Origin of the sequence: Arthrobacter endolithicus, assembly GCF_026627425.1 — a bacterium.
In the GTDB taxonomy this organism is placed as follows: Bacteria; Actinomycetota; Actinomycetes; order Actinomycetales; family Micrococcaceae; genus Arthrobacter_M.
Genome location: NZ_JAPNLH010000004.1, coordinates 1 through 26,180, shown reverse-complemented (window position 1 = coordinate 26,180; position 26,180 = coordinate 1). Strand labels below are relative to the sequence as shown.

Here is a 26,180-nt window from a genome sequence, read left to right as displayed (position 1 = left end):
TGACGCGCGGGGATTTTGAGCCTTGACCCTCAAGTTGAGGCTGAAAGTTGACGATTCGCTGGCCTCGTCCCCCCCCGACCTGACCGTCCGGCACAGCTGCCCAGGCCTTGCACCTCTATACTTTCAAAGACATGAGTAAACCGCATAAACCCGCCAAGCCCGCCCCCGGCGGCCCCGCCACCGCAGTGCGCCCCGAGCTGGTCCGTGCCGAGAGGTTGCGGGTCGGCTACGGCACAAAACCTGTCTGCGGCGAGATCGCCTTCACCCTCCGGGAGGCCGAGGCTATCGCTCTGGTAGGACCCAATGGGGCCGGAAAGTCGACGGTCCTCAAGACCGTCGTCGGCCAGCTGGAAGCGATCAGCGGTAAAACGCATATCCGCGGGCAGGAGGCAGATGACCGGCGGCTGGACTTCCGCCGCGAGGTTGCCATGGTCTTTGATGACGACGCCTTCTTTCCTGCGCTGACAGTGGAGGAACACCTGGCCATCGTGGCCGCCGGCCACGGTTCGACCGAGGTTGACGACCTCATCGACACGGAGCTGGAATTCTTCGGTCTCACCGGCGAGCGTGCCGCACTGCCGCACAACCTTTCCTCCGGACAGCGACGGAGGATGCTCCTCGCCGCGGCTTTCGTCCGGCCCCGCAGCCTGCTCGTTCTGGATGAGCCCGAGCAGCGTCTGGACACCGGGATGCGGTCGCGGCTGGCGGAGCGGTTGCGCAGCGAGGTCGACGCCGGACTGGGACTGCTGCTGGTGACCCATGACCCGGCGTTCTTGAGCATCGTAGCCACCCGGGCGATTTTTGTGGACGACGTGGTGAAGAAAATGACTCCGGACCAGGCGGCCCTGGCCATCTCCTTCGAGAACCCGCACGCGGGCTGAGCCGCCACTATGTCTTATTCGACGTCCATGTCAGAGCCGGCAGCAGCGCACGGGCACACGCTCAGTGCGAAGGAAATCCGCCGCTACACCTTTAAAGTCGGCCTGGCGCGTTCCGAGGGTGGCATCATGGAGCTCGTCTCGGAGATCTACACCTACGTTTTCGGCGCCGTCGTGCTGATTGTCATGTCCGGGGCCATCATCGTCGGGCTGCGGCACTCATTGGGCCTCGGATCCGAGCCGGCCTGGTCCGCCAGCGCTCTGGCCCCCGGCTTTGCCAGTCTCGAACCGCTGCAGGCCAGTGCCACGTTGATGCTGACGCTGGCGGCAGCCCTGCTGAGCGTGCAAATGAACATCGGCCCCATCGCCATGACAGTGCCGCAGACCTTCTGGTGGCTCGGCCTGCCGGTGCGCCGGCGAGGTTTCATCGAGCCGGGATTCTTCCGGTCCATGATCTGGCCGGCGGCCGGCGCCGTCGCCGTCGTCGTGCCCTTGTCCTTGGGTATCGGCGCGGCGAGCTCCCCCGCCTTGGTGGCCCTTGCCACTGTCTGCGGTGCGGCCCTGGCGCTCCTGCTCTACGGAATCGCCGGCTGGGTGCAGATCGTTGGCGGCGAACGTTGGCTGCGCGCACTGACCGGCGCCGTCACCGTCGTAGCACCGTTGTCGTTGGTGGCGACCGCGCTGATCAATAACGCCGAAAAGACCCGCATCGATATGTCCTGGCTGCAGTATTTGCCCACCAGCTGGCCCCTGCTGGTGGCCGGCGGGCAGCTTTGGCCGCTGCTGGTGACCGCGCTGGCCGTGGCCATGCTCGCCGTCGTCTACGCCAATCTCGAGCGGCTCGGCTCCGCCAGTTTGAAATCAAGTGCTGTGGCTAGCGCTTACGTGGCCGGCTCGGTGCTGTCCATGGACGCCAGCGAGCTGTCCCGCTCGCTGAGCAACGGTTCGCGCAGCGGGCATTCCTGGATCAGGCTGCCACTGGTTTTTCACCGCGGCTCGTTGACCAGGCGGTCCGTGCTGACGATGCTCAGCGCTCATCTGACCATGCAGCTGCGCCAACCTGGGACCCTGGTGCGTGTGCTGGTCCTGGCCGCTATTCCAGCGAGCCTGGCTTCAGTGCAGTTCCTGGGCAACGCCACGCTGATCGCCGTGGTGCTGTACTTCTGCGCGCTCTTTGCCGTCACCGGCCTGGGGTCCGTGGCACGCTTCGCCGCCGGCAATCCCAGCGTGGATGCCCTGATGCCGCTGCCTGCCAAGACCGTGCGGCGGGCGCACTATGTGATCCCGGCGGTAGGCATGACGCTCTGGATGATCATCTGTTTTGCCCTGCTGCATGTCCTGGGTGTTGGTTCGTGGCCGCTGATCATCCTTGCCGTGCTCGCCGGGCCCGGCCTGGGTGGGGCCACCTTGCGCGCTGCCTTCCGCCCCACACCGGATTGGAACATGCCCGCAGTGGCCACCGCGATGGGTCCAATACCGACAGGTGCCATCCGCAGTTTCCTGATCGGCCCCGACCTGACCCTGATCTCGTTGCTTCCGGTGCTGATTTGCCTGATTTCCGGCGTCGTACCGCTGCTGGCCTTCCCCATCCAGCTGGCTCTGACCCTCATTGCCTACGCTTGGGGCACCAAAGTACGCAAGCCGAAAAAGAAGGGCGACGGCGGCATCTTCGGCCTGCCTGCTGCGGCACCAACGCGCTGACCCTGGGGGTCGGACGCCGCTGGGTCCTGCCTGCTTCACCGGACACCGCGCCCGACACCGCAGCGCTGCGCTTTGGCGGCCGGAATGCGGCACTACGATGGATCAATGACACGCGGAGCGCCCGTTGAGGACATCGACGAAACCAAACTGACCGTTACAAAGCCCAAGACGAGCGCAGCCGGGCTCACGGCGGTTGGTGTCGCCCTGGACCGCGGCATAGCCCAGGCCGGCGTATCGCGGACGGCCAGGGCGCTGCTGCGGCTGAACCAACGCGACGGAACGGACTGCCCCGGCTGTGCGTGGCCGGAATCCCAGGGCCACCGGAAAACGGCCGAGTTCTGCGAAAATGGAGCCAAGGCGGTGGCCGAAGAAAGCACGTTACGCACCGTCACCCCGAATTTCTGGGCTCAGCACTCCATCGAAGAGCTGGCTGGCCGCACGGAATACTGGCTGGGCAACCAGGGACGAATCACCTATCCGATGGTCATCCGACCCGGTGGGACGCACTATCAGCCGATCCCTTGGAGTGAGGCCTTCGAGCTGATCGGCGAGCATATCCGCGCCTCCACCCCGGAGCGCACCGTCTTTTACACCTCCGGCCGCACGGCCAATGAGACGGCGTTCATGTATCAACTGTTCGCCCGCTCGCTGGGGACCAATAACCTGCCCGACTGTTCCAACATGTGCCACGAGTCGTCCGGTTCGGCGCTGAACCCCACCATTGGTATCGGCAAGGGCACGGTGTCACTGCAGGACATCCAGAGCGCCGAGCTGATTTTCGTCGTGGGACAGAATCCCGGGACCAATCATCCACGCATGTTGTCGGCGCTGAAGGAATGTAAGGACAATGGCGGCCGGATCGTGGCGGTCAATCCACTGCCGGAGGCCGGGCTGTTCAATTTCAAGGATCCGCAAACCCCAGCGGGGCTGCTCGGCGGCGGTACGCCGCTCGCCGACGAGTTCCTGCAGATCAAGGTCGGTGCCGATCTGGCGCTCTTCCAAGCCCTCGGCCACCTACTCCTTCAAGAGGAGGAGCGGGTCCCGGGTTCCGTCGTCGACCATGAGTTCATTGCCGCCAATACCGATGGAATCGATGCCTACCGGGCCGCCCGCAAGTCCATCGATTGGGCCGAAACCGAACAGGCCACCGGGCTCTCCCGGCTGGAGATTTCCACCGTTGCCAAGATGATGGTGGAGTCCAAAGCGACCATCATCTGCTGGGCCCTGGGGCTGACTCAGCAGCCGCATTCGGTGAATACGCTCAAGGAAATCATTAACCTCCTGCTGCTGCAGGGGAACTTCGGGAAACCAGGAGCGGGTGCCTGCCCCGTCCGGGGCCACTCCAATGTGCAGGGCGACCGCACCATGGGAGTGTGGGAAAAGCCACACGAGTGGATGCTTGCGGCGCTGGATGAGGAATTCGGCATTGAATCCCCGCGCCGGCACGGACTGGACTCGGTGGACACCGTGGCGGCGTTTGAGAACGACGACGTCGATGTCTTCGTCTCGATGGGCGGCAACTTCGCGCTGGCCTGCTCGGACACGGAGGTGCTCGAGGCCGCGATGCAGCGCGTCGGGCTCACCGTGCATATTTCCACCAAGCCCAACCGCTCGCATGTGATGCATGGGATGACATCCCTGATCCTGCCGACGCTGGGCCGTACCGATATCGATGACAAGCACTCCGGAGGGCGTCAGATCCTCTCCGTGGAGGACTCCATGTCGGTGGTCCGTTCCACCCAGGGCAGGTTGACTCCCGTCTCCGACCATTTGCTGGCCGAGCCGGTCATCGTTGCCCGGATGGCCAGTGCCACCCTTGGCGACGATCATGGCGTCGATTGGAAGGCCATGGCAGCGGATTACGACGTCATCCGTGACCACATTTCCAGAGTCCTGCCCGGCTTTGAGGACTTCAACCGCCGGCTGCGGACCAAAAACGGCTTCATCCTGCCGAATCCGCCGCGTGATACGCGCAGCTTTGCCACGGATATCGGCCGGGCGCGGTTCACGGTCAGTGAACTGGAATACCTTACGCCACCGTCCGGGCACCTGATTCTGCAGACCCTGCGCAGCCATGACCAGTACAACACGACTTTTTACGGACTGGACGACCGCTACCGGGGAATCTCCAACGGCAGGCGCGTCATCCTTGTCCACGAGGCGGACGTCAAAGCACTGGGATTCCGGGACCGCGACCTGGTGGACGTCATCAGCACCTTTCAGGGCGCAGAACGTCGGGCCAATAAATTCCGGCTGGTGGTCTACCCGACGCCGCAGGGCTGCGCGGCCGCTTATTTCCCGGAAGCCAATGCGCTGATGCACCGGGAGCTTGTGGCCCGTGAATCAAACACTCCCGGGTATAAGGCCATGGCCGTGCGGTTTGTGCCGCATGCGGAAAATCCGGAGTAAATCAGCTGACGGGCCGGGACCGGGCGCTTTCATTAATCGCTGAAACCACCCATTGACATTAAAATGCAGCCGGGTTAGGCTAACGATAATTTCCGTTACCGCAATTTTATTTGCACCGCACGATTTCTTCGTAGTGCTGTTTTGATATCCGTGACGGGCATTTTCCACAGCCGTCATGTTCCATTATCTTTTGAACTCTGGAGCGTTATGAGTAGTGTCGGTTTGCTGTACGTAGGGGCCGTTCTCTTCATCAATGGCCTAATGCTGATTGGACGTATTCCCGGGAAATCCGCGGGTATCCTGAATTTATTTGTCGGCGGTATGCAGGTCATTTTTCCTACGATCATCATCCTGCAGGCAAATAATGATTTAGCGACGATTTTCGCGGCCGCCGGCCTCTATTTGTTTGGCTTCACCTACCTCTACGTCGGAATCCTGCAATTTACAGGAATAACCGCAGAGGGCCTGGGCTGGTTCTCGCTCTTCGTGGCCGCCAGCGCCGTCGTCATCGGCACCTTGCAGTTCACCATGGTGAACGATCCGGTCTTCGGCGTCATTTGGTTTGTCTGGGCCGTGCTCTGGTTCATGTTCTTCCTCCTGATGGGACTCGGGAAGGACTCACTGGCCCGTGCCACCGGCTGGTTCACCATCTTTATCAGCCATCTGACGGCGACAATCCCGGCGTTCTTCCTGCTGGTCGGCAGATACGAAACGAATGCCGGGCTGGCCGCTGCCCTGGCTGTCATCTCCATGATTGCCCTCGGTGCGGCGTTGTATCTGGGCCGCCGTCCGCCGCAGGACATGGAACCTGCCGAAGCGGAAGGAGCTCTGCAGACCGTCTAAGCTTCCCCCACAACCGCGAAAGGCGCGTCTATGCCGCTTTATGAGTTCCGGTGTCCGAACTGTTCGTCCTTTGACGCCTTCTATCCCATGACTGATGCGCCGGATTCTGCACTCTGCCCCACCTGCAAGAGCCCCGGGCGCCGGCGGATAAGCGCACCGAATCTGTCCAGGACCGGTTCGTCAGCATTCAAATTAATTGACTCCACCAAACGCAGCGCTGCCGAGCCGCAGGTTATCGATTCGCATCTGCCCGGATCCTCTTCCCGTACCACTGGTCGTATTACATCTAATCCATTGCATCAGAAACTGCCGCGCCCGTAACGTACGCAGCAACGAGTCACAGGAGATGAAATGCCCGAAGTACTGTTTCCACTGGATTCCAGTAAGAAGTTCGAAGACCAGGAGAAGATCGGCCATAACAGATGGCACCCTGAAATTCCGCCGGTGGCCACGGTCAAACCGGGCCAGTCATTCCGGGTGGACTGCCGGGAATGGTTTGACGGTGCAATTGTCAATGATGACTCCGCCGAGGATATTCTCAATGCACCGTTGCTGACGGTGCATAAACTCAGCGGGCCGTTCGCCGTCGAGGGCGCCAAGCCCGGCGATCTGCTGATTGTGGACATCCTTGATGTCGGGCCGATTCCGCAGGAGGACAGCGGGGCGCTGGCCGGCCAGGGCTGGGGCTATACCGGCATTTTTGCCAAGAACAACGGCGGAAGCTTCCTTGTGGACCAGTTCCCGGATGCCTATAAGGCGATCTGGGATTTCAATGGCCAGATCGCCACATCCCGCCACGTACCCAATGTGTCCTTCCCCGGTCTTATTCACCCCGGTCTGATGGGCACCGCGCCGTCGGCAGCGCTGCTGGCGAAGTGGAACAAACGCGAGGGTGACCTCATCGCCACCGATCCGCACCGGATGCCACCACTGGCGCTTCCCCCGGAGGCGCAGCACGCGGTGCTCGGCAGCCTGCCGTCCGAGGACTTTGACAGGGTTGCCGGGGAGGCTGCCCGCACCGCTCCCCCGCGGGAAAACGGCGGCAACCAGGACATCAAGAACCTGTCCAAGGGTTCGCGGATCTTCTACCCGGTCTTTGTTGACGGCGCAAACCTGTCGGTCGGGGATCTGCACTTCTCCCAGGGTGACGGCGAGATCACGTTCTGCGGTGCCATCGAGATGGGCGGGTTCATCGATCTGCGGGTGGACATCATCAAGGGCGGAATGGACACCTACGGCGTGAGTGAGAATGCGATCTTCATGCCGGGCACCGTGGAACCGCAGTTCAGTCAGTGGCTGGCGTTCTCTGGTACCTCCGTAACCCTCGATGGTGAACAGAAGTATCTGGACTCACACCTCTCGTACCAGCGGGCTTGCCTGCACGCCATCGACTACCTGACAAAGTTCGGCTACAGCCCGGAGCAGGTCTACCTTATGCTCGGTGCCGCACCGATCGAAGGCCGGCTCTCCGGCGTTGTCGATATTCCCAACTCGTGTTCCACCGTCTACATTCCGACATCGATCTTCGACTTTGATGTCCGGCCCTCGTCCGCCGGTCCGCACCAGATCGATCCCGGCATCGGGGCGCCGAGGGCGAACAACAAGTAACACTGGCGGTGTGACCGGCAGCCACCCAGCTGCCGGTCACACCGCAATAATGACATCCAACCGCCGCGGCCCGTGCACACCCTCCACCCGTTCAAGTTCAATATCGCTGGTCGCGCTGGGTCCGCTGATCAGGGTCAGCGGCCGGGTGCCATCCAGCCGTTGGAGGGCCTCCGGCAGAATTCCGACGATACTCTTCACCGGCACCACACATATGTGGTGGTCCGGAACCAGCGAAATGGCCCGGCGGCCCTGATCGGCGGAGCCGTCGAGCACAATCGTGCCGGTCTCCGCCACCGCTACAGCGCTGCAGGTCAATACCGCGTCCATCGCGTCCAGCTCCCCGACTGTCAGCGGATGGTCCGGATGGTCGACGACGGCGCGGGCCGGTTCTGCGTCGAAGGCGAGCCAGCCAACCGGCAGGCCCGGGGGGATCACAAACCGCCCGGCACCGGCCAGCAGCTCACCGATCCGGCCGCTGACGCCGTCGGGCTCCTCCACGAAGACGTTAGCCTTGTAATCCACCAGACGGTCCACCAGCAGCTCCACCAGCGCTTGAGCGTCCAGCCCGGTCGTCTGCCGGTAATTCCGCGGAACAGGCGGAACCGCCGGCTGATCGGACAGTGCCGCGCGGATCCGGTCCAGAATTTCTTCCCGCGCGCTCATCCGTCTTCGCCCGATTCGGCTGCCGCGTCCGGCGTCTGCGATGTGTCGGGCGTGGGTACATGTTCCTTCTTCCACCAGGCACGGAACGACTGCTTCGGCGGCGCGGGAATATCCCGGCTCTGCGTCCAGCCGCCGGCCATGCCGGGCAGGCGCTTAATTTTTTGATCCGGGCCGGCCATCAGCTTGCCCAGCGGAAGTCCCTTCTCCACCAGTGCCAGGTTGCGGCCGGAGGAAAACGCCACCCTCGCAGCCGCCATTCCGACGTCCATCTGGCTGGGCAGCTTACGTTTGGCATGCTCGGCGTCCACGTCCTTCCCGCGCAGATGGACCAAGATCTCCGGGATATTGATCTTCACCGGACACGCATCAAAGCACGCCCCGCACAACGAGGAGGCGTAGGGCAAGGAGTTGTTTTCCTCGGCCTCGATCCCCGTCATCAGCGGGGAAAGGATGGCTCCAATGGGACCGGGATAGGTGGAGCCATAGGCATGACCGCCGGTGCGTTCGTAGACCGGGCAGACGTTCATGCATGCACTACAGCGAATACAGTGCAGCGCTGAACGGCCCATTTCGTCGGCAAGAGCAGCGGTACGGCCGTTATCCAGCAGCACCAGGTGGAAGTTTTGCGGCCCGTCTCCCTCGGTGACGCCCGTCCACAGCGACGTGTAGGGATTCATCCGTTCACCGGTGGAGGAACGCGGCAGCAGTGCCATGAATACCTCGAGGTCCAAAAAAGTGGGCAGCAGCTTCTCGATGCCCATCACCGTGATCAGCGTTTCCGGCAGCGTCAGGCACATCCGGCCATTCCCTTCGGATTCCACCACGGCCAGCGTTCCGGAATCCGCGATGGCAAAGTTGGCACCGGAGATTGCGACCTTGGTGCTGAGGAATTTTCGGCGCAGATGCGCACGTGCGGCCATCGCCAGTTGCCGGGGATCATCGGTCAGCTCCGGATCCACCCCTGCCATTTCAGCCAGGAAGATGTCCCGGATCTCAGTTCTGTTTTTGTGGATGGCGGGCACCAGAATGTGACTGGGTTTGTCGTGGCCCAACTGGACGATGAGTTCGGCCAGGTCCGTCTCGTAGGCCGCGATTCCCTGTTCTTCCAGGTACTCATTAAGACCGATTTCCTGCGTGGCCATGGATTTGACCTTGACCACCTCGGTGGCGCCCTCGGCCCGAATAAGACCGGCGACGATCTCATTGGCTTCCTGTGCATCTCGGGCCCAATGCACCGTGCCGCCGCGCTGAGTAACATTTTCCTCCAGCTGCACCAGCAGCCGTGGCAGATCGGCCATGACCTGCTGTTTGAGCACGCTGCCGGCTTCGCGCAGTTCCTCCCAGTCGGGAAGCTCCGCCACCACTTTGAGGCGTTTCTCCCTGATCGTGCCAGTGGCGTGGCCCAGGTTCGCACGCAACTGGGCGTTATCCAGGTCACGATGTGCGGCATGCGGGAAGGACTCTGTTGCGAACAGGTTGCCGCTGCCGTAACTAGCGATCCTTGGCATACCCAGACTGATCTGGCTCATGAGCGTCCCCGTCCGGTCAGCAGTTCGACCTCACCGGACACGGAGACGGGCGCTTCCATCGTGCTGGCCAGTATCTCGGCAAAGTGCAGGGTTGCGGTGCCGCTGTCCTTGCGGGAGAGGCCACCGCCGATGTGCAGCAGGCAGGAGGCATCGCCGCCCACGCACAGTTCCGCGCCGGAGGCTTCAATACTCTTGACCTTGTCCTCGAGCATCGCACTTGAGACATCCGCGTTTTTCATCGCGAAGGTGCCCCCAAAACCGCAACACTGATCGGGCCCGGAAAGGTCCCGCAATTCGATCCCACCGACGCTCCGCAGCAGGTCCAGCTGCCGATCACCCAGGCGGAGCAAACGCATGCCGTGGCAGCTGGGGTGGTACGTCACCGTGTGCGGGAAGTATGAGCCCAGCTGGGCCGCCGCATCGGTGATGCCCAGGACGTCCACCAGCAGCTGGGAAAGTTCGTAGGTCTTAGCGCCGACGGCGTTGGCCCGGTTTTCGAGGTCGGCGTCACCGCAGTGCCGGGCAATCATGGGCTGCTGATGCTTCACCGAGGCTACGCAGGAAGCAGACGGTGCAACAGCGACGTCGTAATCTCCTTGGCTGAATGCTGCGACGTGATTGGCCACCACCGGCAGGGCATCGTCGAAGTAACCGCTGTTGATGTGCATCTGACCGCAGCAGGCCTGGGTGGCCGGGAAGAGGACCTGGTGCCCCAACCGTTCCAGAATGGTCACCGTCGCCTTGGCTGTGCGCGGAAACATGGCATCCACGATGCAGGTGGCGAAGAGCGCGATCTTCATGGGGTCCTCCCGGTGATCTGACGAACCCGGTGGAATGACGGGCGGCACATGAGACGATTCTCTCACCGGATGCCGGCTCCCGAAACCTGGCCCGGCAGCCACGCCTGTGCGGTAGCCGTCTGAATAGCCTTCAAACGCCGCTCACGATCCGGCGTTCAGGATGACGGACCACATGGCGCTTTTGGTGTCCGGTGTCGCCAGCGGTGTGGCGGTGACCTGGCCGCGGACACCGGCCCCGACCGGAGCGGTGTCACCAACCAGCGACGTGATCCTGCCGCTGCCGGTCCCCGTTGTCTGCGACCGTACTCCCACGCTCGGGTCCGCGGACCAGCCGTTATCGGCACTGGACTTGTTCGCCCAGTACGAGACCAAGGTGCTGCCGGAAAAACCCGCGGTCACCTTAGGGGTGGTCCTGACCGACGCGGTGGTCCCGTCAATGACCGGCACCGCGGCGTCGACCCACGCGGGTCCGGTGACGCCGCTGTAGGCGAGCAACTGCACCGCGGACTTCGCCAACGTGCTGATCGGCACCTGCACCACCGATCCGGCGTCGGCCGCCTGCGCCGTCCTGGCCCACAGCTGGGTCTGCATGGTGCTGCCGGACTTCGACGCGACCAGCCGCCAGCCCGGGCCCGACGGCGGCCCGACCGTGGACGCCGCGTCCCCGACGGTCACGAACAGCAGCGTTCCATCCCCGGCCTGCACCGACGACGGGACCGTCACCGACGGGACCATGCTATTGGCATTCGTTTGAGCCGCGGCACGGAAGACGGGTGCTGCCGCCGGCGGGGCGGTCACCGTGACGACCTTGGAGGTCGTCCCGCTGGCTCCGGCGTTATCGGTAACGGTCAGCGTGATCGTGTACCTTCCGGTTGCGGAGTAGACATGTGTTCGCGTCGCGCCGGTGGCTGTGCTTCCGTCACCAAAGGACCAGGCATAGTCCGTTATGCTGCCATCCGGGTCGCTGGAGCCGCTGGCGTCCACCTGTACGGTGAGGTCAGCGGCTGCTGCGGTGAAGAACGGCGACGGTGCCTGGTTGGCTGCCAATGGTGGTGTTTGCATCGATCCGGCGTTCAGGATGACGGACCACATGGCGCTTTTGGTGTCCGGTGTCGCCAGCGGTGTGGCGGTGACCTGGCCGCGGACACCGGCCCCGACCGGAGCGGTGTCACCAACCAGCGACGTGATCCTGCCGCTGCCGGTCCCCGTTGTCTGCGACCGTACTCCCACGCTCGGGTCCGCGGACCAGCCGTTATCGGCACTGGACTTGTTCGCCCAGTACGAGACCAAGGTGCTGCCGGAAAAACCCGCGGTCACCTTAGGGGTGGTCCTGACCGACGCGGTGGTCCCGTCAATGACCGGCACCGCGGCGTCGACCCACGCGGGTCCGGTGACGCCGCTGTAGGCGAGCAACTGCACCGCGGACTTCGCCAACGTGCTGATCGGCACCTGCACCACCGATCCGGCGTCGGCCGCCTGCGCCGTCCTGGCCCACAGCTGGGTCTGCATGGTGCTGCCGGACTTCGACGCGACCAGCCGCCAGCCCGGGCCCGACGGCGGCCCGACCGTGGACGCCGCGTCCCCGACGGTCACGAACAGCAGCGTTCCATCCCCGGCCTGCACCGACGACGGGACCGTCACCGACGGGACCATGCTATTGGCATTCGTTTGAGCCGCGGCACGGAAAGCCAGGCCTGCGGCCGGCGGCGCAGTCATAGTGAACGTCTTGGATGTCGTGCCGCTGGCGTTATGGAAGTCTGTAACCGTCAGGGAGACTGTGTACCGACCAGCTGCCTGGTAGATGTGCGAGGCGGTGGGACCGTCTGCCGTGCTGTCGTCGCCGAAGGACCAGGCATAGGACTTGATCGGACCATCCGGGTCGCTGGAGCCGTTCCCGTCCACTTTCAGCTCAAGATCGGTCGCCGCCGTGGAGAACGCGGCCGACGGCGGTTGGTTAGCTGCCGCAGCAGCAGGCGCCACGAGTGCGCTGCCGGCAAAGACAAAGGTGTCCCGCGCAGTCCAATTCACGCCGTCCAGTGCCGGACCCGAAACCACGATGCCGCTTCCCGCCACCGGCGCACCGGACCCAGGGTTCCAGTCCCACCGGCTAAGGCCGCCGGTGGACGAGGCGACGTAGAGCTGGGTGCCGTCAAGAAACATCGAGCGGGCATCTGAGAAAGTCAACCCGGGAAGGCTGGCAGAGGCAGTGAAGCGTGTTGCACCCGGAATGCCACTTTGCGTTTCGAAATACCGGTAGTACAGGTTGTTGTTGCCCGCGAGCGTGTAGTAGATCCGCGCCGTGGCCCGGTCGTAGAACAGCCCCGTCATGGTGCCTAGCTCGGTGGGGAAATCGATCAGGCCGTTGAGATTGATCACCGTCGGAGTCCCGAGTGCCGCTCCGTCGAAGGTCTGCTGCTGAAAGGTGCCGTCAGAACGGGCGGAATAGAGGACGCCGTCTACCATGAACAGACCCCGGACCAGCGCCCAGTCCTGTGCAGAAGGCACTATCGAGGATGAGGTCACCTCCGTGCCGCTGAATTCGCGGCGGATCAGGGCTGTGCCAGGCAGAGCCGCCCCGCGGTCGTCTTTGGCTGCGCCGGCCGAAAACACGCTGGTCGGCAGCCGTCCGGCGTCGTCCGCCGGCATCGCGAAGCCACCCTTGATCGGCATGAAGGCCAGTCGACCGTGATACTGGGAGTTGGAGATGCGGTCGGTGTCGCTGCCGATCCAGAGGCCGCTGTCCGTGGCCACGAAGCTGTAGACGCCATAACCGCGGGCGCGCGTCGGATTCCAGGTGGTGGGCATGCCATCGCGCGGATCGATCGCGGCCAACCCGGTGCGGACAACGGCGCCCGGACCCATGGAATTACTGCCGGCCGGATTATTCAACCAGCGGAAGTGGCCGCCGAGATAGACAGCAGTCTGCGTCACAGCGACCCGCGTGATGGTGTCGCCACCGGTGTAGTTGACCCATGTCGGCTGGGACTGGGGAGCCTCAGTTCCGAGTTCCCAGCGTGAGGCGGTGTCGCAGAGTTTTCCCGGGTGGGGGCCACCGGTGGTGCCCACCACGAAATAACTTCCGTCCGGTGAAATATCGACGTCGCGCATCTGACTGTCGAATTGCTGGCTGCAGTCTGCGGTGAACCGGTCCGTGGACCAGTTGGTCAGGGTCGGTGGCGATGTCGTCAGATCAGCGGTAAAAATCATGGCGCGTGTCTGCCCGTTAACGATGGTGAAATTGCCGATGGCGACCAGGCGCCGACCGTCCGGGGTGATATCGGCGCGCTGGATCGAAGCATCGGTTTGAGTCGTTCGTGGCGTATTGATATCCATGCGCACATCGGCGAACACAGCGCCCGTGGAAGGATTCAGCGCCGACAAATAGGTGGTTGCGGTCGTGCCGACGGTCAAGAAGCGTCCGGTCACATAAAGGCGATCCCCGCGCAGAAGCAGCTGGTTGATCCGCCCGTCAAAAGCCGGAGCCGCGAATGACACGTCAAGTGCACCGGTAAAAACATTGATTTTGGCAATGCTGCGTGCCTTGGAGCCGTTGACCTGGCTGAAGGAGCCGGAGATCCAGACATTCTGGCCGTCACCGACAGCCAGAACGTCCATGATCTCCCCATTGACGGCAACGTTCAGGGCTGTGATCTCACCGGTGTTGTTTTTGAAGGCGAAGATATTGGTGCGTGCGATCGGGGTCTCGTCGACCGCACTGCGAACAGAACTGAAGTTGCCGACGGCGACCACCAGTCCGCCGGTTTCAGCAAAACCCGATACATAGCCGTCGAGTACATGTGGCGTCCAGCGCGCGGCATCGGCGCTGACCACCGTCGACTGGTTTCCTCGTTGGACCGCGCCCGCGGGCGCCGCAGGGACGAGGACGGCCAGGATCAGCGTGAGGGCGGCTATCAGGGCTATCCATCCGTGGCTGGCCCGATGCGGCGCCCGGGATTTGGATCCCAAGTGGTTCGGGATCCGCGCTGAATGTATTCCCGTAGTCGCCATCACGCCAACCTTCCGCGCCGCGGTGTCTTGGGTTCCCAAAGTCTCGGTTCCCGCGCACCAGCGCACGCTATTTGGTGTAGGACCAGTTTTCCGACCCACTGCCAAGCAGTATCCGCGCTCCGGGATTCCAGCTCAATAAGTAGTTTCCCAACCCACGGCAAGTATCCTGGCCGCACAGTCTTCGCCGTTCGAACGTTATGCCAGGCACGGATTACCTTCGACGCAGGGACACCGGGGCCATCAGCACGGCCGCGGGCTCCCTGACCCACTCCGCCCCGGTGGCCTTCCGCTCCGCCCGCGTGGAGAAGCGGTAAGAGAACAATCGCGCGCGGAGCCAGCGCGGAGCCGCACCATCAAAGGGATCGGTCCGCAGCAGTTTCAGCGTCCGGCGGTCCGCTACTAACAATTTGCCGAGCAAGGGAACAAACCAGTGATCGCTTGGCGACCCCAACGCCATGAACCACAGCATCCAGCCCAGCCGTAAGTGATACGGCGCATATTGACGCGACCTTCGGTGCGGATCCCCCGGTTTGCCCCGGAACTCATACTCCCGCCAGCGCGCCTCGTCCGGATCGTCGTCGTCCGTTCCCTCCACAATCACCTCGTACCGTTCCCGGGTAATACTGCCGAACGCGCCATAGGCGTTCACCAGATGCCAGCGGTTAAAGCTGGCGTTCATTAGCTGATGGTGCGAGAAAAGATTGCGGAGCGGCTTATAACTCAGCACGATCAGCCACGCTGTCACTGCCAGTACGACGACGGCGAACCAGCCAGGCAACTGCGCAGACCCGGCGGTCCCCGACGGAACCGCCGGAATCACCAGGTGCCCGGCGTCGTTGCTGATCGCGGAAAACGCCAGGATCATGGTGAGCACGTTAAGCCAGGCAAAATTCCCGGACAGCACCAGCCATGCCTGGGTGAGAACAATGATCGCCGCGGCAATGCTGGCCAGCGGCTGCGGGGCAAAGAGGAAGAACGGCACGATCAACTGGGCGAAGTGATTGCCCACAACTTCACAGCGGTGCAGCGGCTTGGGGAGGTGATGGAAGTATCTGCTCAGCGGGTTGGGCATCGGCTGCGTCTCATGGTGGTAGTAGAGCGCGGTCAGATCCCGCCATACCGTGTCCCCACGGATCTTGATCATGCCCGCGCCGAACTCCAACCGAAAGACCAGCCACCTCAGGAGCCAGAGTATGGTCACCGGAGGAGCAACGGCGTCCGACCCGAGGAAGGCCGCGATGAACCCCGCCTCCAACAGCAAGCTCTCCCAGCCGAAGCCGTAGAACGTCTGGCCGATGCTGACGATCGACAGATACAGCGCCCAGATGAAAAGGAAAACCAGCAGCGGGATCCACGGCGGACCGACCTGCGGCAGTCCGAGTACCAGCGCAAAGGCCAAAATCGCGCCTGTCCAGGCTACGGCCAGGAGCAGGTTATCCGAGTAGCGCCAGTGGAAAAGTGAAGGATAGCTCCGCCGGGGTGCGCGGGCCAGAAATCTCGGGGCCGGCAGCAGCCCGTGCTCACCGAGCAGAGCCGGGAACTGGGCCACGGCGGAGAGGAACGCAATGACGAACACCGCGGCGATACCGCGCTGCAGGACCTGACGGGAAAACCCGTATCCGTCGGCGCCAAGCCAATCGGTCAATCCCTGCATGCTGAACCGCCCCCGGCGAAACCTGACCGGATGGGGCGAGCATTCCTCCGACCCATCCCGGTAGTCCCCACGCTACGGTTGTCACCGAAGATGGTCAACGCCGCTCCCTACCAGGCGGATAAGGCACCAACGCCCCGTCGACGATGAGCCGCCTTCGCCTCTTTCACGGTGGACCCGGCATCCCGGCCATATAGGCCATCCCGGAGCAGTTCATGGAAGAGCAGCAGATCCGCAGCAGTCGGGAAATCCGCGTGCCGGGTCCTGACGTTGCAGCCGCGCCCCAACGCGCGCGCTTATGGAAACCAGAGCTTGGGTGCGACGCGTCAGCTCAGCATTCTACGACGTTGACCGCCAGACCACCCATCGCCGTTTCCTTGTACTTTGAACTCATGTCCTTGCCCGTTTCGCGCATGGTCACGATGACCTCATCCAGCGAGACGCGATGTTGTCCGTCCCCCCACAGTGCCATCTTGGCGGCGTTGATCGCTTTCGCGGCGGCTATGGCGTTGCGCTCAATGCAGGGGACCTGGACCAGTCCGCCAATGGGATCACAAGTCAGACCAAGGTTGTGTTCCATCGCGATTTCGGCAGCGTTTTCCACCTGTTCGGGCGTCCCGCCCATGACCTCGGCAAGCGCGCCAGCGGCCATTGAAGAAGCCGACCCGACTTCGCCCTGGCATCCCACTTCTGCCCCCGAGATTGAGGCCTGCTCCTTGTACAGCACCCCAATGGCGCCGGCGGTGAGCAGGAACTTCACGACGACGTCGTCCTTTGCTTCCGGAGTGCCCTCACGCATGCCGTCGGTGTAGTGCGTCGCATAGAACATGACGGCCGGAATGATGCCCGCGGCGCCGTTGGTGGGGGCAGTGACTACTCTGCCGCCGGAGGCGTTTTCCTCATTAACGGCCAAGGCCACCAGGTTGACCCACTCCTGCCAGAACTTCGGGTCCCTGTCCGTGTCCTCGAGCCGGAGTCTCGCGTGCCAGTCGGGGGCCCGACGGCGAACCTTGAGTCCGCCGGGCAGCAAGCCGGTGCGCTGCAGGCTGGAGTTCTTGGATTCTTCCATCACGTCGCGGATGTGCAGCAGACCGTCGCGGACCTCCGTTTCGGAACGGCTGACCAACTCATTGGCGAGCATGACGCCGCTGATGCCCAATCCGGTTGCCGTGCAGTGCTGCAACAGCCCGACGGCCGTCCGGAAGGGGTAGGGCAGCTGCTGCTTGGAATCCGCCAGTTCCTGCTTCGCTGCGTCTTCCTCACCCTCGCGAACAATGAAGCCGCCGCCGACGGAGAAGAAAGTGGCTTCGTGGAGTACGTCGCCTGCAGTGTCGGTGACCTGGAATTTCATGCCGTTGGTGTGCCTGGCGAGCACGGTCAGCGGGTGCAGGATCATGTCCTCCACCGCATAGCTGAGGGTCTTCACTCCGCAGAGGTCCACCTCGCCGTGGCTCTCAAAGAAGGCCAGCCGGTCCTGGACTTCCTGCGGGAGGATGAGTTCAGGCTCGCGGCCCTCCAACCCCAGCAAAACGGCTGTCATGGTTCCGTGGCCCCTGCCGGTTGCGGCCAGCGAACCGTAGAGGTCCACGCGCAGACCCGCTACAGCACCCACGATGCCTTGCGCGCAGAGTTCGGCGGCGAAGACAGCCGCCGCACGCATCGGCCCCACCGTGTGTGAGCTCGAAGGTCCAATGCCGATCGAGAAAAGATCGAAGACTCCTACTGCCATGACTGGTCCTTATCCGAAAACGGGGAAAAATGCGTGGTGGTCTGGCACGTTGGCCTAGGCCAGGAGTCCTGCCGAGTGGTTTTCAACGGCGGTCAGTTCCACGACGTCCCGGGACAGGGACGCAGTGACTGGCTGTGCTCCGGCCGGCGCGCTCACAGCTCGCCGCCATTGGCTGCCGCGTAATCCTCGGCGCTCAGCAGCGGGCCGTCGGTATTGACGTCCACCTTGAAAAGCCAGCCGAGGCCATACGGGTCACCATTGACCAGGGCGGGATCGTCCACGACGGCGCTATTGACTTCCGTTACCTCGCCGCTGACGGGGGCGAAGAGTTCCGAAACCGACTTCGTGGACTCGATCTCACCGCACGGTTCGCCGGCCGTGATGGCGGCTCCCACCTCTGGCAGATCAACGTAGACGATGTCCCCGAGGGCGTCAGTGGCCACGGCGGTCACACCCACGGTAGCGGGCCCGGCTCCATCCCGCGCGATCCATTCGTGTTCTGCGGAGTACTGCAGCCCGGGCATTACCTTGGTCATGTTGTCTTCTTTCGCTAAAAATGCTGAGGTAAACCGGAACCCGGCCTGCCGGGTTTGTTTACTTTTCCCGCTTGTAGAAGGGCAGGTCCACGACCTTGAACGGCTCGGCTTTGCCGCGCAGATCGATGCTCAGCTCCGTCCCGGGCACGGTGTGTTCGACGTCGACGTAGGCTAAAGCCACCGGGTAACCGAGCGTGGGGCTCAACGCCCCGGACGTGACTTCTCCGATGACGTTACCGTCCAGTGTGACGGGGTAATGAGAGCGTCCGGCGCGACGGCCCATTCCCTGCAGCCCGACCAGTCTGCGCCCGGTGGTTTTGCCTGCGCCGCTGGCCTTCTTTGCCTCCAGCGCCTGGCGCCCGACGAAGTCCGATTTTTTGGACAGTGCGACGATGGGCCCAAGGCCGGCCGAATACGGGTCACCGTCCATGCTGAGCTCGTTGCCGTAGAGCGGCATTCCGGCCTCCAAACGCAGCGAATCGCGGCAGGCGAGGCCGGCCGGGACCAGCCCTTCGCCGCCGGCCGCCAGCAGTGCCGTCCACAAGGCCGGGGCCTGGGCGTTGGGTATGTAGAGTTCAAAGCCGTCCTCGCCGGTGTAGCCGGTGCGGGCCAGCAGCACGTCCATCGTGCCGCCGTCGGCAAGGCCGCCGCCTGCGTGCACCTGGATGTCGGTGCTGGCATAGTACTTAAGACCGCGCACGGTATCGGCTTGTTCGGCCGGGACCAGGGTCAGCAGAATTGCCTCGGCGTCCGGCCCCTGCAAGGCAATCAGGGAGGTCGCTGCGGACTGGTCCTGCACGACGACGTCGAATCCGCCCGAGCGCTCAGCCAGTTCCCGGGCCACCACCTCGGCGTTCCCCGCGTTCGGCACCACCAGGTAGCTGTCCGAGGTACGGCGGTAGCTGATCAGGTCGTCAATGATGCCGCCATCGGTGTTGCAGATCAGCGAGTATTTTGCCTTGCCGTCCGCAACGGCGGAGAGCTTCCCCACCAGAGCAAAATCCAGAAACGCTCCGGCATCCGGGCCGGTGACGTTGATTTCGCCCATATGGGAGAGATCGAAGAGCCCGGCCGCTTTCCGCACGGCGTGGTGCTCGGCGAGTTCGCTGCTGTATTTGAGCGGCATCTGCCAGCCGCCGAAGTCGGTAAAGGATGCACCCCGCTTGGCGTGCTCGTCGTAGAGGGCAGTGTGTCGGGAAACAGCTGTTTCGGTCATGATCGTCACCGGTTCTCTGTGGATGTGGCTGCTGCAGTGGGCGCCGCTGTGGAGGACTCTTCCTCCGAAGCGACGGGTGCGTCCTCGAAGGCTTCGATCGGCGGGCAGGAGCAGATAAGGTTGCGGTCTCCATTGGCGCCGTCGATCCGGCCCACCGGAGGGAAGTATTTATCCGTCCGGAGCGAAGCCAGCGGGAAGGCCGCCTGCTCGCGGCTGTAGTTACGGTCCCAACTGCTGGTAACAACGGCGGCCGCTGTGTGCGGAGCCTTCCGCAGCGGGCTCTCCTCCGCAGTGAAATCACCGGCGGCCACCTGATCAATCTCGCCCTTGACGGCGATCATCGCGTCGATGAACCTGTCCATTTCATCTAGATCCTCCGACTCGGTGGGCTCGACCATCAGGGTCCCGGCAACGGGGAAGGCGAGGGTGGGAGCATGGAAACCATAGTCAATCAGGCGTTTGGCCACATCTTCGGCGCTCACTCCGGTGCGGGCTGTCAGCTCACGCAGATCCAGGATGCATTCGTGCGCCACCAAGCCGCCGGTGCCGGTATAGAGAATCGGAAAGTGCTCGTTCAGCCGGGATGCGACGTAGTTGGCCGCCAGCAGCGCCGACTTGGTCGCCTCGGTCAGACCATCCCCGCCCATCAGCTTCACGTAGGCCCACGAGATCGGCAACACCCCGGCGGAGCCAAAGCGGGACGCCGAAATCGGCACCCCCGCACTGGCGGACCCGGCGCTGCCAGCGCCGCTCAGCCCGCTCGCGGCAGAGTTCAGGGCCGCTGCCGCGTCGCCGGGCATGAACGGGGCCAGGTGTGCCTTGGCTGCCACCGGCCCAACGCCGGGGCCGCCGCCGCCGTGCGGGATGCAGAACGTCTTGTGCAGATTCAGGTGCGAGACGTCGCCACCGAACTGGCCCGGCTGTGCCAGTCCCACGAGCGCGTTAAGGTTGGCGCCGTCGATGTAGACTTGGCCGCCGACGGCGTGCACGGCGTCGCAGACCAGCCGGACGTCGTCGTCGAACACCCCGTGCGTGGACGGGTAGGTAATCATTATCGCCGCCAGGGTGTCCTTGTTGGCGTCGATTTTGCCCTGCAGATCAGCGTGGTCGATGCTACCGTCGGGAGCGGTGGCGACTACGACGACCTTCATCCCGGCGAGCACGGCGGAGGCCGCGTTGGTACCGTGCGCGGAGGCCGGAATCAGGCAGATCCGGCGCTGCTCATCTCCGCGGGACCGATGGTAGCCCCGGATGGCGAGCAGGCCTGCGAGTTCGCCCTGGGAACCGGCGTTGGGCTGGATCGAGACCTGATCGTAGCCGGTGATCTCCGCCAGGCTCTGTTCCAGATCGGCGATCAGCTCCCGCCAGCCCTCGGTCTGTGAATCCGGCGCGAACGGGTGGATGGAGGCGAATTCCGGCCACGAAATGGGCTCCATCTCCACCGTGGCATTGAGCTTCATCGTGCACGAGCCCAGTGGGATCATGGTGCGATCCAGCGCCAGGTCCCGGTCGCTGAGCCGGCGCATGTAGCGCAGCAGCGCGGTTTCGGAACGGTGGCTGTGGAAAACGGGGTGGGTCAGATAACCGGAGGTACGGACGACGTCGGCGGGCAGCTCAAAGCCGGCCGCTGCGGTGCCGCTGGTGGTTCCGGCTTCGGTACCGGCTGTGGCGCCGAAGGCGGCCGCGACCGCGGCGATGGTTGCCGCCGTCGTCGTTTCATCCGTCGAGACGCCCACGGTGTCCGCATCGATGACGCGCAGGTTGATGCCGCGTTGCTCCGCGTCGGCAATGATGCCGGCTGCCGTGCCCGGGACGCGGACGGTGAGCGTGTCGAAGAATGACTCGCTGACCAGCTCGAAGCCGGCGGATGTCAGGGCCGCGGCCAAGGTGCGGGCATGGGCGTGGGTGCGCTCGGCGATCGCTTTCAGGCCGTCCGGGCCGTGATACACCGCATACATGCTCGCGACGATGGCCAACAGGGCCTGCGCGGTGCAGATGTTGGAGGTCGCCTTTTCCCGGCGGATGTGCTGCTCACGGGTCTGCAGCGCCAGGCGGTAGGCCGGCAGACCGGCGTCGTCCTTGGAAACCCCCACCAAGCGGCCCGGCAGCGAACGCTCCAGACCCTTGCGGACCGCCATGTAGGCCGCGTGCGGGCCGCCGAAAAACAGCGGAACGCCAAAACGCTGGGCCGTGCCGACGGCAATGTCCGCACCCTGCTCCCCCGGCGCGACGATCAGGGTCAACGCCAGCAGGTCGGCGGCCACAGTGACCATGGCACCGCGGTCCTTGGCGGCAGCGATGACCGGGGCGTAATCGAAAACGCGACCGGACACGCCCGGCTGCTGCAGCACAATCCCGTTGATGGCGCCCTCCGGCAGTCCGGCCGACAGGTCTGCCACTTCCACCTCGAAATCCAGTGCCTGGGCGCGGCCCAGCACGATGGCCAGCGTCTGCGGCAGCAGGTCCGCATCCAGCACCGTTTTACCGGCTCCGGAACCCGGTGCCTTATTGGCCCGGCGCATCAGCAGCACGGCCTCGGCCACGGCGGTGGCTTCATCGAGCAACGACGCGTTGGCCACAGGGAGCGCGGTGAGATCTGCCACCATGGTCTGAAAGTTGAGCAGGGCCTCCAGCCGGCCCTGCGAGATCTCCGGCTGGTACGGCGTGTAGGCCGTGTACCAGGCCGGGTTTTCCAGGATGTTGCGGCGAATCACCGCCGGCGTCAGGGTGTCGTAGTAGCCCTGACCGATCATCTGTACGGCGGTCCTGTTTTTGCCGGCAATCCCACGCAGGGCGGCCAGCGTTTGGGCCTCGGTCAGCGCCGGCGCCAGGGCAAGCGGCTTGGCCTGCCGGATGCTCGCCGGCAGGGCCACATCAACCAGGCCCTCGAGGCTGTCGTAGCCAATGGCTTTGAGCATCGTATCGATGTCGGATTGCCGGCGTGCGCCAATGTGGCGGTCGGCGAAATTAGTGGGCGAGGACTGAACCGTCATGAGGAACTCCAAGGTTGGCCGACGCCAACAGACGCCAGATGCGGACCGAGTTCCTCCCCGCTCTGTATTGGACCTGAGAGTTTCCGCGGGAGATTCCGCTTGCACCGTCGGTGAGTCCGGGCTTTCGCCTGACTGCTTTCCAGAGTTGCCTCGCCGCAGCGGTACAGGTGCCTGAGAGATTCCTGGGGAGGATTTGCTCCTACGGCGCCTACTGGGTGTTACACCGGCAGGACTCTCCCGCCGCAGTTCGAAGGCTATTAAATTATGGTGATTCGGCTCACGAGTCTACCGGATGCACAGCCGCGGGCCAAAGCGGCGCGAGTTTGACTTTATTGCGTGAGAGACAACACACTGAAAACCCCAGGCAGCCGCGGCCAAAGCGGCAACATCAACTCCGGGCAAGCCCGACGAACGCCGCCTTTGTGGCGCGCTTTATCCATATTTTAAGAGGGAAGTTCCATGTCTGAAAGTACGACGGTTCAACAGCCGGTCCGCGCGCCTGAGCCGGCCGCGGAAGGCCCGCACCTTACGCGCTCATTGTCCAACCGGCACATTCAACTGATCGCCATCGGCGGCGCCATCGGCACCGGGCTGTTCATGGGTTCCGGGAAAACCATCAGCCTTGCCGGCCCCTCGGTCATTTTCGTCTACATGATTATTGGCTTCATGCTCTTTTTCGTCATGCGTGCCATGGGGGAACTGCTGCTCTCCAACCTCAAGTACAAGTCCTTCAGCGATTTCTCCGCAGATCTGCTTGGCCCGTGGGCGGGATTCTTCACCGGCTGGACGTACTGGTTCTGCTGGATTGTCACGGGCATCGCGGACATCATTGCGATCGCCGGCTACGTGCGGTTTTGGTGGCCCGCTGTTCCGCTGTGGATCCCGGCGCTTGCCGCCATCGCGGTCTTGCTGGGGCTGAACCTCCCGACGGTTAAGGCCTTCGGGGAGACGGAATTCTGGTTCGCTCTGGTCAAGATCGTTGCCATCGTCACGCTGATCATCGTGGGTCTGGTAATGATCTTCACCGCTTTTCAGGCGCCCAATGGCGAGCAGGCCAGCTTTACGAATCTGTGGAGCGACGGCGGTCTCTTCCCCACCGGGCCGATGGGTTTTGTGGCAGGGTTCCAGATTGCCGTCTTTGCCTTTGTCGGCATTGAACTGGTCGGAACCACCGCGGCCGAGGCCAAGGACCCGGAAAAGAACCTGCCTAAGGCCATTAACTCCATTCCGGTCCGCGTCATGCTCTTCTACGTTGTGGCCCTGATTGTGATTATTTCGGTGACTCCGTGGCGCGAGATCACGGCGGAGAAGAGCCCGTTCGTAGCCATGTTTTCGCTGGCCGGTCTGCTCATTGCCGCCGGTATGATCAACTTCGTGGTGCTCACCAGCGCGGCCTCATCGGCAAATTCCGGTATCTACTCCACGTCGCGGATGGTGTTCGGGCTCGCGCAGGAGGGTGACGCTCCGCGGAAGTTCGGCACACTCACCCGCAACCATGTTCCGGCCAACGCCCTCATTTTCTCCTGCATGTTCCTGCTCGCGGGCGTGGTGCTGCTGTACGCGGGTCAATCCATCATCGAGGCTTTCACGGTCGTGACGACCATCTCGGCCCTGCTGTTCATGTTCGTCTGGACCATCATTCTGGTCAGCTATCTGGTCTTCCGTAAACGGCGGCCGCATCTGCATACGGCATCCAAATTTAAGATGCCCGGCGGCGTTGTGATGTGCTATGTGGTGCTGGCCTTTTTCGCTTTCATACTCTGGGCCCTTACCCAGCAGGCGGACACGCTGCAGGCCCTGCTGGTGACACCGCTGTGGTTTGCGCTCCTGGCGGTGGCATGGCTGATTATTCGCCGCAGGCCCGGACACCTCGCACGGTACGCCCGATTCCAGGAGCAGCTGCAGTCGGATAAGACAGCTCTCGCAGACGCTCAGGCGCCCGGCGGGAACTGAGTTACTTTCGCCTCATCCCCAGCGGCCGGCACTGGTGACGCCACTACGCGCCTACTCGCCACCAGTGCCGGTCTGCCGCCTTGCCCGCTGGTTGTTGCCGGCTTGCTGCTGACTCATTTAAGACTCGTTCCCGGTGCCGAGTGTGCGCATTTCACTTTATCCCCGGGCGCTTGGGGTACAACAGATGAGCACTGACACTGCCGCTTCCTGGCCGCATGCCGGCGGCAAAGTCGATGATGCGTTGTTGTTGCACCAGCAACGTCGCCAAGGTTTCGGGACAGAGCATTGCATCTCGACCGGTGGCAGGAGCACAGTTGCAGCATGTGCGAACAGCATCATCAACCGGCCGGTGCCTGGTTTGGCAACACGATGAAAACACGCTGATGAGCACCGTGGAACGGCCTGCGAGGTCCAGGATCGGCCGCATCCGGCGGGCGTTGACTCTTCGGGAATGGGGGTCGATCGCCTCAATGACTGGTTTCGTGGCCCTCCTGCATCTGGTGGGGTGGGGCGTCTTGGCGGGCATCGTGGAACCGGAACACCTGCAGCCGGGCCAGGCCGGCGTTTTCGGGCTCGGCCTGGGCCTAACCGCCTATACCTTGGGCCTGCGGCATGCCTTCGACGCCGATCACATTGCTGCCATTGACAACACCACCCGCAAGCTGATGAATGATGGAAAAAGACCGCTGTCCGTCGGGTTCTGGTTTTCCTTAGGGCATTCCAGCATCGTCTTTGGCCTGTGTCTGCTGCTGGCCATGGGCGTGCGGGCCCTGGCTGCCCAGATGGATTACGATTCCTCCACCCTGCGCACGGTGCTGGGAATTATCGGGACCGGCGTGTCGGGGATCTTTCTCTACATCATCGGGATCATAAATCTGGTGATCCTGCTGGGCATTGTGAAAATCTTCCGCCAGATGCGGCACGGCCGGCTCGATGAGCCGGCGCTGGAGGAACAGCTGAACAAGCGCGGCCTGATGAACCGGTTGTTCGGCGGCGTGAACCGGCTGGTTACCCGCCCGTGGCAGATGTACGTCGTCGGCCTGCTCTTTGGTCTCGGGTTCGACACAGCGACCGAAGTTTCCCTGCTGGTGCTCGCCGGTGGTGCGGCTGCGTTTTCGCTGCCGTGGTATGCCGTTCTCACCCTGCCGGTTCTCTTCGCCGCCGGGATGAGCCTGCTCGACGCGCTGGACGGATGCTTTATGAACTTCGCGTACGGTTGGGCGTTCTCCAAGCCCATCCGCAAGATCTACTACAACCTCGTGATCACCGGACTCTCTGTGGCCGTGGCACTGATTATTGGTTCCATCGAGCTCATCTCCATCCTGGTGGACAAAACCGGGATTCGGACCGGTCCGCTGGCGGCCATCGGCGGTCTGGACCTGAACGACGTCGGTTACGCTATCGTGGGCATTTTCGTACTCGCCTGGATCGTCGCCGTCGGCATCTGGAAGTTCGGCCGGATCGAAGAAAAATGGACCAACGGGATGCTGCGCCCGGGAGCAACGGACAGCGCCGGATCCTGACCGGCCAAGACCTCCGTGGTGCCTCATGTCAATATGCTCGCCAAATGATTCCTGCGTGCCTCATCTAATGTGCTCGCGAAAGTGTCATGCTGCGTGGGGTGCTTGGGAGTAGGTCTTGGCTGCGGCGAGCCGGATGAGTT

At 63.3% G+C, this 26,180-nt stretch carries 17 protein-coding genes and 2 riboswitches; of the genes, 8 read left to right on the top strand and 9 right to left on the bottom strand.

From position 1 onward, the window contains the following. The first annotated feature begins 131 nt into the window (after nucleotides 1–131). From OS914_RS04660 to fmdA, 6 genes are all read left to right on the top strand, one after another. Complete coding sequence (locus OS914_RS04660; RefSeq protein ID WP_267544908.1) at nucleotides 132–881, top strand: ABC transporter ATP-binding protein; 750 nt, start codon at nucleotides 132–134, stop codon at nucleotides 879–881. Nucleotides 882–908: 27 nt separating this feature from the next. Beyond that, on the top strand, nucleotides 909–2,579 hold the full coding sequence (locus OS914_RS04655) for a DUF6297 family protein (RefSeq protein WP_267544907.1): 1,671 nt from the start codon (nucleotides 909–911) through the stop codon (nucleotides 2,577–2,579). Nucleotides 2,580–2,684: 105 nt separating this feature from the next. Further along, on the top strand, nucleotides 2,685–4,988 hold the full coding sequence (locus OS914_RS04650) for an FdhF/YdeP family oxidoreductase (protein ID WP_267544906.1): 2,304 nt from the start codon (nucleotides 2,685–2,687) through the stop codon (nucleotides 4,986–4,988). A 207-nt stretch (nucleotides 4,989–5,195) separates the two neighbouring features. Next, the gene (locus OS914_RS04645) at nucleotides 5,196–5,831 is read left to right on the top strand and encodes an AmiS/UreI family transporter (protein ID WP_267544905.1); all 636 of its coding nucleotides are present in this window, start codon (nucleotides 5,196–5,198) and stop codon (nucleotides 5,829–5,831) included. Nucleotides 5,832–5,861: 30 nt separating this feature from the next. Then, nucleotides 5,862–6,152, top strand: coding sequence for an FmdB family zinc ribbon protein (locus OS914_RS04640; RefSeq protein ID WP_267544904.1), 291 nt, complete (start codon nucleotides 5,862–5,864; stop codon nucleotides 6,150–6,152). A 30-nt stretch (nucleotides 6,153–6,182) separates the two neighbouring features. Continuing rightward, the gene (gene fmdA / locus OS914_RS04635) at nucleotides 6,183–7,439 is read left to right on the top strand and encodes a formamidase (RefSeq protein WP_267544903.1); all 1,257 of its coding nucleotides are present in this window, start codon (nucleotides 6,183–6,185) and stop codon (nucleotides 7,437–7,439) included. A gap of 36 nt (nucleotides 7,440–7,475) precedes the next feature. On the opposite strand, the gene OS914_RS04630 is transcribed toward fmdA, so the two are convergent. The 9 genes from OS914_RS04630 to gcvP all read right to left on the bottom strand — a co-directional run bounded on the left by OS914_RS04630 (nucleotide 7,476) and on the right by gcvP (nucleotide 22,564). Continuing rightward, nucleotides 7,476–8,102: a LutC/YkgG family protein gene (locus OS914_RS04630; protein ID WP_267544902.1), complete on the bottom strand. Its 627-nt coding sequence runs from the start codon at nucleotides 8,100–8,102 to the stop codon at nucleotides 7,476–7,478. Then, a complete protein-coding gene (locus OS914_RS04625; RefSeq protein ID WP_267544901.1) occupies nucleotides 8,099–9,631 on the bottom strand; it encodes a LutB/LldF family L-lactate oxidation iron-sulfur protein in 1,533 nt (510 codons plus the stop codon). The genes OS914_RS04630 and OS914_RS04625 overlap by 4 nt, the downstream gene beginning before the upstream one ends. Continuing rightward, entirely contained in the window at nucleotides 9,628–10,431 is an 804-nt protein-coding gene (locus OS914_RS04620) for a (Fe-S)-binding protein (RefSeq protein ID WP_267544900.1), read from the bottom strand. The genes OS914_RS04625 and OS914_RS04620 overlap by 4 nt, the downstream gene beginning before the upstream one ends. A 141-nt stretch (nucleotides 10,432–10,572) precedes the next feature. Next, the gene (locus OS914_RS04615; RefSeq protein WP_267544899.1) at nucleotides 10,573–14,439 is read right to left on the bottom strand and encodes a PKD domain-containing protein; all 3,867 of its coding nucleotides are present in this window, start codon (nucleotides 14,437–14,439) and stop codon (nucleotides 10,573–10,575) included. A 211-nt stretch (nucleotides 14,440–14,650) separates the two neighbouring features. Then, the gene (locus OS914_RS04610) at nucleotides 14,651–16,093 is read right to left on the bottom strand and encodes a lipase maturation factor family protein (protein WP_267544898.1); all 1,443 of its coding nucleotides are present in this window, start codon (nucleotides 16,091–16,093) and stop codon (nucleotides 14,651–14,653) included. A 328-nt stretch (nucleotides 16,094–16,421) separates the two neighbouring features. Then, complete coding sequence (locus OS914_RS04605; protein ID WP_267544897.1) at nucleotides 16,422–17,819, bottom strand: L-serine ammonia-lyase; 1,398 nt, start codon at nucleotides 17,817–17,819, stop codon at nucleotides 16,422–16,424. Between the two features lie 152 nt (nucleotides 17,820–17,971). Continuing rightward, on the bottom strand, nucleotides 17,972–18,355 hold the full coding sequence (gcvH, locus tag OS914_RS04600) for a glycine cleavage system protein GcvH (protein ID WP_267544896.1): 384 nt from the start codon (nucleotides 18,353–18,355) through the stop codon (nucleotides 17,972–17,974). A gap of 58 nt (nucleotides 18,356–18,413) precedes the next feature. Next, nucleotides 18,414–19,571, bottom strand: a complete 1,158-nt coding sequence (gcvT, locus tag OS914_RS04595; RefSeq protein ID WP_267544895.1) for a glycine cleavage system aminomethyltransferase GcvT — start codon at nucleotides 19,569–19,571, stop codon at nucleotides 18,414–18,416. Between the two features lie 5 nt (nucleotides 19,572–19,576). After that, a complete protein-coding gene (gene gcvP, locus OS914_RS04590) occupies nucleotides 19,577–22,564 on the bottom strand; it encodes an aminomethyl-transferring glycine dehydrogenase (protein WP_267544894.1) in 2,988 nt (995 codons plus the stop codon). A gap of 52 nt (nucleotides 22,565–22,616) precedes the next feature. Continuing rightward, nucleotides 22,617–22,713, bottom strand: a riboswitch (glycine riboswitch). Beyond that, nucleotides 22,714–22,814: riboswitch (glycine riboswitch) on the bottom strand. Between the two features lie 209 nt (nucleotides 22,815–23,023). Between gcvP and cycA the strand changes: the two genes are divergently transcribed. Then, nucleotides 23,024–24,517 carry a D-serine/D-alanine/glycine transporter gene (cycA, locus tag OS914_RS04585; protein WP_267544893.1) on the top strand — a complete coding sequence of 498 codons (1,494 nt, stop codon included), beginning with the start codon at nucleotides 23,024–23,026 and terminating at the stop codon, nucleotides 24,515–24,517. A gap of 437 nt (nucleotides 24,518–24,954) precedes the next feature. Continuing rightward, nucleotides 24,955–26,040 (top strand): Nickel transporter NicT, encoded by a 1,086-nt coding sequence (gene nicT / locus OS914_RS04580; RefSeq protein WP_476375311.1) that lies wholly within the window; start codon nucleotides 24,955–24,957, stop codon nucleotides 26,038–26,040. Nucleotides 26,041–26,180: the final 140 nt, after the last annotated feature.

Coding starts and splice junctions, on each gene's coding strand:
- OS914_RS04625 (WP_267544901.1), bottom strand. CDS start 9,631: ATGAGCCAGATCAGTCTGGGTATGCCAAGGATCGCTAGTTACGGCAGC.
- OS914_RS04605 (WP_267544897.1), bottom strand. CDS start 17,819: ATGGCAGTAGGAGTCTTCGATCTTTTCTCGATCGGCATTGGACCTTCG.
- OS914_RS04660 (WP_267544908.1), top strand. CDS start 132: ATGAGTAAACCGCATAAACCCGCCAAGCCCGCCCCCGGCGGCCCCGCC.
- gcvT (WP_267544895.1), bottom strand. CDS start 19,571: ATGACCGAAACAGCTGTTTCCCGACACACTGCCCTCTACGACGAGCAC.
- fmdA (WP_267544903.1), top strand. CDS start 6,183: ATGCCCGAAGTACTGTTTCCACTGGATTCCAGTAAGAAGTTCGAAGAC.
- OS914_RS04640 (WP_267544904.1), top strand. CDS start 5,862: ATGCCGCTTTATGAGTTCCGGTGTCCGAACTGTTCGTCCTTTGACGCC.
- OS914_RS04620 (WP_267544900.1), bottom strand. CDS start 10,431: ATGAAGATCGCGCTCTTCGCCACCTGCATCGTGGATGCCATGTTTCCG.
- OS914_RS04630 (WP_267544902.1), bottom strand. CDS start 8,102: ATGAGCGCGCGGGAAGAAATTCTGGACCGGATCCGCGCGGCACTGTCC.
- OS914_RS04655 (WP_267544907.1), top strand. CDS start 909: ATGTCAGAGCCGGCAGCAGCGCACGGGCACACGCTCAGTGCGAAGGAA.
- OS914_RS04610 (WP_267544898.1), bottom strand. CDS start 16,093: ATGCAGGGATTGACCGATTGGCTTGGCGCCGACGGATACGGGTTTTCC.
- gcvP (WP_267544894.1), bottom strand. CDS start 22,564: ATGACGGTTCAGTCCTCGCCCACTAATTTCGCCGACCGCCACATTGGC.
- OS914_RS04645 (WP_267544905.1), top strand. CDS start 5,196: ATGAGTAGTGTCGGTTTGCTGTACGTAGGGGCCGTTCTCTTCATCAAT.
- OS914_RS04615 (WP_267544899.1), bottom strand. CDS start 14,439: ATGGCGACTACGGGAATACATTCAGCGCGGATCCCGAACCACTTGGGA.
- gcvH (WP_267544896.1), bottom strand. CDS start 18,355: ATGACCAAGGTAATGCCCGGGCTGCAGTACTCCGCAGAACACGAATGG.
- OS914_RS04650 (WP_267544906.1), top strand. CDS start 2,685: ATGACACGCGGAGCGCCCGTTGAGGACATCGACGAAACCAAACTGACC.
- cycA (WP_267544893.1), top strand. CDS start 23,024: ATGTCTGAAAGTACGACGGTTCAACAGCCGGTCCGCGCGCCTGAGCCG.